This is a genomic window from Protofrankia sp. Cj3, assembly GCF_917627355.1.
Classification (GTDB): domain Bacteria; phylum Actinomycetota; class Actinomycetes; order Frankiales; family Frankiaceae; genus Protofrankia.
This window is the reverse complement of record NZ_CAKJTR010000209.1, coordinates 1-8,040: the sequence shown is the minus strand read 5'-3', so window position 1 is coordinate 8,040 and position 8,040 is coordinate 1. Positions and strand designations below refer to the sequence as shown.

Annotated in this window: 3 protein-coding genes; all 3 read right to left on the bottom strand. The window is 65.5% G+C overall.

Annotation, left to right across the window (positions count from 1 at the left end; genetic code table 11):
- On the bottom strand, positions 1–3,240 hold a 3,240-nt coding region (locus MJ783_RS20265), incomplete at its 3' end, for a DNA-directed RNA polymerase subunit beta' (RefSeq protein WP_239312726.1).
- Positions 3,241–3,526: 286 nt separating this feature from the next.
- Positions 3,527–6,949: a DNA-directed RNA polymerase subunit beta gene (gene rpoB, locus MJ783_RS20260; protein ID WP_239312724.1), complete on the bottom strand. Its 3,423-nt coding sequence runs from the start codon at positions 6,947–6,949 to the stop codon at positions 3,527–3,529.
- Between the two features lie 792 nt (positions 6,950–7,741).
- Positions 7,742–8,040 (bottom strand): 50S ribosomal protein L7/L12 (gene rplL / locus MJ783_RS20255; protein ID WP_239312716.1); only part of this gene is annotated, 299 nt, incomplete at its 5' end.

Genomic DNA, 8,040 nt, shown 5'->3' with positions numbered 1-8,040 from the left:
GTGCTGGCCTTCCTCGACCTTCAGGCGCGAACGACGGGACACCGGGTAGGCGATCTCCTCGCCGCCGTCGTCGGGCACGATAACAATCTTGAGGGTCTTCTCGGTCTCCTCGATGCGCACCCGCCCGGCGACCTCGCTGATCGGGGCCTTGCCCTTGGGGGAACGGGCCTCGAAAAGCTCGACCACACGCGGTAGGCCCTGGGTGATGTCGTCACCGGTGGCGACACCACCGCTGTGGAAGGTACGCATGGTCAGCTGGGTGCCCGGCTCACCGATCGACTGAGCCGCGACGATACCCACGGCCTCACCGACGTCCACCAGCTTTCCGGTTGCCAGCGACCGGCCGTAACACTGTGCGCACACACCCATCCGGGCGACGCAGGTGAGCGCGGAGCGCACCTTCACCGATTCGATACCGGCTTCAATGATCTGGCCGATAACCACATCGCCGAGGTCGGTACCGGCGGGCACCACAACATCGCCGGCGGCGTTCACCGCGTCGGAGGCGAGTGTCCGCGCGTAGGCCGCGGTCTCGGCGTAACGGTCACGGACAAGCAGCCCGTCCGCTCCCTTGCGGGCGATACGGGTGCCGATGCCACGCTCGGTACCGCAGTCGTCCTCGCGGACGATGACGTCCTGGCTGACGTCAACCAGACGCCGGGTTAGATACCCTGAGTCAGCGGTCCGCAGCGCCGTGTCGGCTAGACCCTTACGAGCGCCGTGCGTGGAGATGAAGTACTCCACCACGCTCAGGCCCTCACGGAAGTTGGCCTTGATCGGACGCGGGATGATCTCACCCTTCGGGTTGGCGACCAGTCCGCGCATTCCGGCGAGCTGCCGGATCTGCATCATGTTTCCGGCGGCTCCGGAGTTGACCAGTACAGCGACCGGGTTGGTCAACGGGAAGTTGGCCTCCATCGCCTCGGCGACCTTGCCCGTCGCCTCGTTCCAGATCTGGACGAGTTCGCCGCGGCGCTCATCATCGGACAGGAAGCCCCGGTCGAACTGCTTCTGCACCCGCTCGGCCCGCTGCTCGTACTCGTCGAGGATCTGCTTCTTGTTCGGCGGCGCAACGACATCCTCGATGGCGACGGTCACACCGGACCGGGTGGCCCAGTAGAAACCGGCGCTCTTCAGGGCGTCCAGCGTCGCCGCCACCTGGATCTTCGGGTAGCGCTCGGCCAGGTCGTTGACGATCGCGGCCTGGGCCTTCTTGTTCATCATGTAGTTGAGGAACGGATACCCTTCCGGAAGCGCCTGGTTGAGCAGGCAACGACCGAAGGTGGTCTCCAGCGTGAACGGCTCACCGCTGACCCAGCCCGCTGGCGGCGTCCAGTCGCGCGGCGGGGTGGTGTCGCGAAGCCGGACCCTGATCTTCGCCTGCAGTTCGATCTCCCGCGCGTCAAAGGCCATCTGAGCCTCGGCCACGCTGGAGAACGCCCTGCCCTCGCCGACCCCGCCCTCGGCCATCCGGCTGAGGTGGAACACCCCGGTGACCATGTCGAGGCTCGGCATGGCCAGCGGACGCCCGGACGCCGGCGACAGGATGTTGTTGCTCGACAGCATCAGGATGCGCGCCTCGGCCTGCGCCTCCGCGGACAGCGGCAGGTGCACGGCCATCTGGTCACCGTCGAAGTCCGCGTTGAAGGCGGTGCAGACCAGCGGGTGGATCTGGATGGCCTTGCCTTCGACCAGCTGTGGCTCGAACGCCTGGATACCGAGGCGGTGCAGGGTCGGCGCACGGTTGAGCAGCACCGGGTGCTCGGTGATGACCTCTTCCAGCACGTCCCAGACCACCGGACGGGCTCGCTCCACCATCCGCTTGGCGGACTTGATGTTCTGTGCGTGGTTGAGGTCGACCAGCCGCTTCATCACGAACGGCTTGAACAACTCGAGCGCCATCTGCTTGGGCAGACCGCACTGATGCAGCTTCAGCTGCGGGCCGACGACGATGACGGAACGCCCGGAGTAGTCGACGCGCTTGCCGAGCAGGTTCTGCCGGAACCGCCCCTGCTTGCCCTTGAGCATGTCCGACAACGACTTGAGCGGGCGGTTACCCGGACCGGTGACCGGCCGGCCGCGGCGACCGTTGTCGAACAGCGCGTCGACGGCCTCCTGCAGCATCCGCTTCTCGTTGTTGACGATGATCTCAGGCGCGCCGAGGTCGAGCAGCCGCTTGAGCCGGTTGTTACGGTTGATCACCCGGCGGTAGAGGTCGTTCAGGTCGGACGTGGCGAACCGACCACCGTCGAGCTGCACCATCGGGCGCAGGTCCGGCGGAATGACCGGAACGCAGTCGAGCACCATCCCATTCGGGGAGTTGCGGGTGTTCAGGAACGCCGAGACCACCTTGAGACGCTTCAGCGCCCGGGCCTTCTTCTGGCCCTTGCCGCTGCGGATGGTCTCCCGCAGTGACTCGGCCTCCGCGGCCAGGTCGAAGTCAACGAGCCGGCGCTGTAGCGCCTCGGCTCCCATACCGCCTTCGAAGTACTGTCCGAAGCGGTCCCGCAGCTCACGGTAGAGCAGCTCGTCAGGCTCAAGGTCCTGAACTTTCATGCCCTTGAAGCGGTCGAACACCCGGCCCAGATCGTCGATCTTCCGCTGGACGCGGTCACGGATCTGGCGCATCTCGCGCTCAGCCGCCTCGCGGACCTTGCGCCGGGCGTCGCCCTTGGCGCCCTCGGCCTCCAGCTGCGCGAGATCCGCCTCAAGCTTCTTCTGCCGCGTCTCGACGTCGGCGTTCTTCTTGTCCTCGAGATGCTGCTTCTCGACGGAGATCCGTGCCTCGAGGGTGGGCAGGTCGCGGTGGCGCGCCTCGACGTCCACACTTGTGATCATATAAGCGGCGAAATAAATGACCTTTTCAAGGTCTTTCGGCGCGAGGTCGAGCAGATAGCCGAGCCGGCTCGGCACACCCTTGAAATACCAGATGTGGGTGACCGGCGCGGCCAGCTCGATGTGGCCCATCCGCTCACGGCGCACCTTCGCGCGAGTGACCTCGACACCGCAGCGCTCACAGATGATGCCCTTGAAGCGAACGCGCTTGTACTTGCCGCAGTAGCACTCCCAGTCCCGGGTCGGACCGAAGATTTTCTCGCAGAAAAGCCCGTCCTTTTCCGGCTTCAGGGTGCGGTAGTTGATTGTCTCCGGCTTCTTGACCTCACCGTGTGACCACTGGCGGATGTCGTCCGCCGTGGCGAGGCCGATGCGCAGCTCGTCGAAGAAGTTGACGTCGAGCACGTGTCTTCTCTCTCTGCCGTCTGGCTGCCCCCATCGCCGGCGGGCATTGCGAGTAATGGCGGCGACGGGGGGCTTCTGCCGTCAGTTATTCCAAGGTCGGCGGGGACGCCGAGAAACGATCAGCGCGTCCGGAGCACCCGGCGGCCGTGACGTGAGCCCGTGGCCACCGGCCACGAGTCACGACCACCCATAGATCCATTCGCACTCACGATCGGCGACCACTGGGCTCCCTGGGGCCCCGGGCGTGCGGCGGAACATGACCGCACTCCCGTCGGCCCGCTAGTCGTCAGACCTCCTCAACGCTGCTCGGCTCCCGCCGGGACAGATCGATACCGAGCTCCTCCGCGGCACGGAAGACATCCTCATCGGTGTCACGCATCTCAATGGAGACGCCGTCGCTGGACAGAACCTCCACGTTCAGGCACAGCGACTGCATTTCCTTGATAAGGACCTTGAAGGACTCCGGAATGCCTGGTTCGGGGATGTTCTCGCCCTTGACGATGGCCTCGTAGACCTTGACGCGGCCGAGGACGTCGTCGGACTTGATGGTCAGCAGCTCCTGGAGCGCGTAGGCGGCGCCGTACGCCTCAAGCGCCCACACCTCCATCTCACCGAAGCGCTGTCCACCGAACTGCGCCTTACCGCCCAGCGGCTGCTGGGTGATCATCGAGTAGGGACCGGTCGACCGGGCGTGAATCTTGTCGTCGACCAGATGCAGCAGTTTGAGGATGTAGATGTAGCCGACCGCCACCGGGTACGGATAGGGCTCACCCGTCCGGCCGTCGAAGAGCCGTGCCTTGCCGCTGGACCCGATCAGCTGGTCACCATCGCGGTTCACCAGCGTCGAGGCAAGCAGACCGGTGATCTCCTCCTCCCGGGCGCCGTCGAACACCGGTGTCGCCACGTTGGTGTCAGGCGGCGCCTGATGCGCACCGATACCGCGCAGGCGCTCCTTCCAGTCCTCGTCACCGTCGTCGACCTGCCAGCCGGTCTTGGCCACCCAACCGAGATGGGTCTCCAGGATCTGGCCGATGTTCATACGGCGCGGCACACCGTGCGGGTTCAGCACGACGTCCACCGGCGTGCCGTCGGACAGGAACGGCATGTCCTCGACAGGGAGGATCTTCGCAATGACGCCCTTGTTGCCGTGGCGGCCAGCGAGTTTGTCACCATCTGTGATCTTGCGCTTCTGGGCGACGTACACGCGGACGAGTTCGTTCACCCCCGGTGGAAGCTCGTCGCCGTCCTCCCGCGAGAACACCCGGACACCGATGACCTTGCCGGATTCTCCGTGCGGCACCTTCAGCGAGGTGTCCCGGACCTCACGAGCCTTCTCACCGAAGATCGCGCGCAGCAGCCGCTCCTCCGGGGTCAGCTCGGTCTCACCCTTGGGCGTGACCTTCCCGACCAGCACATCACCAGGCGAGACCTCGGCGCCGATCCGGATGATCCCGCGCTCGTCAAGGTCAGCAAGGACCTCCTCAGCGACGTTCGGGATATCCCGAGTGATCTCCTCAGGGCCAAGCTTGGTGTCCCGGGCGTCGACCTCATGCTCCTCGATGTGGATCGAGGACAGTACGTCGTCCTGGACCAGCCGCTGGGAGAGAATGATCGCGTCCTCGTAGTTGTGCCCCTCCCAGGGCATGAACGCCACCAGGAGGTTCTTGCCCAGCGCCATCTCGCCGTTGTCGGTGCACGGGCCGTCCGCGATGACCTGGCCCGCCAGGACCCGGTCGCCCTCGTCGACGATCGGCTTCTGGTTGATGCACGTGCCCTGGTTGGAGCGGCGGAACTTCGCCATCCGGTAGGTCCGCCGGGTGCCGTCGTCATGCATCACGGTGATGTAGTCAGCGGACAGGTCCTCGACCACACCGGCCTGTGCGCAGACGACCACGTCACCGGCGTCCTTGGCCGCGCGGGCCTCCATACCGGTACCGACCAGCGGTGCCTCGCTGCGCAGCAGCGGGACGGACTGGCGCTGCATGTTCGAGCCCATCAGGGCGCGGTTGGCATCGTCGTGCTCAAGGAATGGGATCATGGCCGTGGCCACCGACACCATCTGGCGCGGCGAGACGTCCATGTAGTCGACCTCGTCCGGCGGGATGAACTCGACCTCACCACCCTTGCGGCGCACCAGGACACGGTGCTCGGCGAACGAGCCGTCGGCCGTCAGCGGCGCGTTCGCCTGCGCGATGACATGCCGGTCCTCCTCGTCCGCGGTGAGGTAGTCGATCTGATCGGTGACCCGGCCGGCCACGACCTTGCGATAGGGCGTCTCGACGAAACCGAACGGGTTGACCCGCGCGAACGTCGACAGCGAACCGATCAGGCCGATGTTCGGGCCTTCCGGCGTCTCGATCGGGCACATCCGGCCGTAGTGGCTGGGGTGGACGTCACGGACCTCGAAGCCGGCCCGTTCCCGGGAGAGCCCACCAGGGCCGAGCGCGGACAGGCGCCGCTTGTGCGTGAGGCCCGCCAGCGGGTTGGTCTGGTCCATGAACTGGGACAGCTGGCTGGTGCCGAAGAACTCCTTGATGGAGGCGACGACCGGCCGGATGTTGATGAGCGTCTGAGGAGTGATCGCCTCGACGTCCTGAGTGGTCATCCGTTCCCGGACGACCCGCTCCATCCGGGCGAGACCAAGGCGCACCTGATTCTGGATCAGTTCACCGACCGTACGCAGCCGGCGGTTGCCGAAGTGGTCGATGTCGTCCACGTCATAGGACTGGTCCTTACCCGCATGCAGCTGCACGACGTACTCGATCGTGCGGACGACGTCGTCCTCGGTCAGCACGCCCACGTCGTGCGGGACGTCGACACCGAGCTTCTTGTTCACCTTGTAGCGACCGACCTTCGCCAGGTCGTAACGCTTCGGGTTGAAGAAGAGGTTCTCCAGCAGTGTCTGGGCCGACTCGCGGGTCGGTGGCTCACCCGGCCGCAGCTTGCGGTAGATGTCAAGCAGCGCGTCGTCCTGGCTGGAGGTGTGGTCCTTCTCCAGCGTCACCCGCATCGACGGGAAGTCACCGAAACGCTCAAGAATGCGCGCCTCGTCCCAGCCGAGCGCCTTGAGCAGAACGGTCACTGACTGGCGGCGCTTGCGGTCGATACGTACGCCGACGGTGTCCCGCTTGTCGACCTCGAACTCCAGCCAGGCACCCCGGGAAGGAATGACCTTGCAGGAGAACAGGTCCTTGTCGGACACCTTGTCGATGGTCTTCTCGAAGTACACACCGGGCGAACGCACGAGCTGGCTGACGACGACCCGCTCGGTCCCATTGATAACAAAGGTTCCCTTTGGTGTCATAAGCGGAAAATCGCCCATAAACACCGTCTGGCTCTTGATCTCGCCGGTGTTGTTGTTGGTGAACTCGGCCGTCACGAACATGGGGGCCGAGTACGTCATATCCTTGTCCTTGCACTCCTCGACGGAGTACTTCGGCGGCTCGAAACGGTGATCACGGAACGACAGAGACATCGAACCCGAGAAGTCCTCGATAGGAGAAATCTCCTCGAAGACCTCCTCGAGACCCGACGTGACGGGTACGTCGTCACGACCGGCGTCGATGGCTTCCTGGACCCGTTCCGCCCACGCCTCATTGCCGATCAGCCAGTCAAAGGACTGGGTCTGCAGGGCGAGAAGATCGGGGACCTCAAGAGGCTCGATGATCTTTGCGAACGAGATGCGGGAGGAGTGAGGCGAGGCGGCCAAGGTGGTCCTTCCGGTGGCCTGATCGTCGGGCTGGCGGTGCTCGTGCGTCCTTGGGCCTCCGACAACGGGATCATGATTCTTCTCACGTTGCCCTCGGCCTACTCGAACAATCCGGCGAAGGGTGGTCGGGTGATCAGTGTCTCGCTACGGTTGTGTGGAGTGTCGGCGGGGGTAGTCCGACGGAGCGCGCTGCTGCCCCACGGTGCGGGCAGATGCGACACGGGCGTCGACGAGTAGTCCGTCACGACATCTTCCGAAGGAGGACACCTGTGTGGGAGGGTCATCCCGGGCTGGTGACGCGGCGGCGATTCGGTGGCAGGTTGCGATCAACGGTTTCGCTCGGATTACCTCGGTCGTTACGTCTGGACGGCCGCGCCAGAGGACGCGGTTACGCGGGGGACCGAACCGTCGCGTACCCGAAGGAACCGCGAGCGCACGACGAAAGGGCAGCCCAAACGAGCAGTGTAGCCGACGGCCGCACTGCTGGCAAGGCTGCTCGACAGGTATGTCTCACCGCTTCCCGATGATGGAACTCCGTCCCGGATGAGGTCGTCAACCCCAACCGGAAAGCCGCGCGTCGGCGCCCGTGACAATACGGCATCCAGCGCGCGCTCGGCCCAGGTCCCATGCCGGCCGGACCACCACGGCCCGGCCGGAACTGACGTTACCCGGCGACGGTGAAGCCTCGACAACAGGCCTCACCGCAGGGCCCGAGCATGGGCCGGGCCGCCGCCGTGCGGCTTGCCAACCAGGAAACGGCGGCCCGACCGATCAGTACCTACGTACCGATGCCTACTTGACGGTGACCGTGGCGCCGGCACCCTCAAGCGCGGCCTTGGCCTTCTCCGCGGCTTCCTTGCTGGCCTTCTCCAGGACCGGCTTGGGCGCGCCGTCGACGAGGTCCTTGGCCTCCTTCAGGCCCAGGCTGGTCAACGCACGGACTTCCTTGATGACCTGGATCTTCTTGTCACCGACGGCAGTGAGGATGACGTCGAACTCATCCTGCTCCTCCACGGCCGGCGCCTCGGATGCCGGACCGGCACCGCCGGCCACGGCGACGGCGACGGGGGCCGCCGCGGTCACACCGAAGG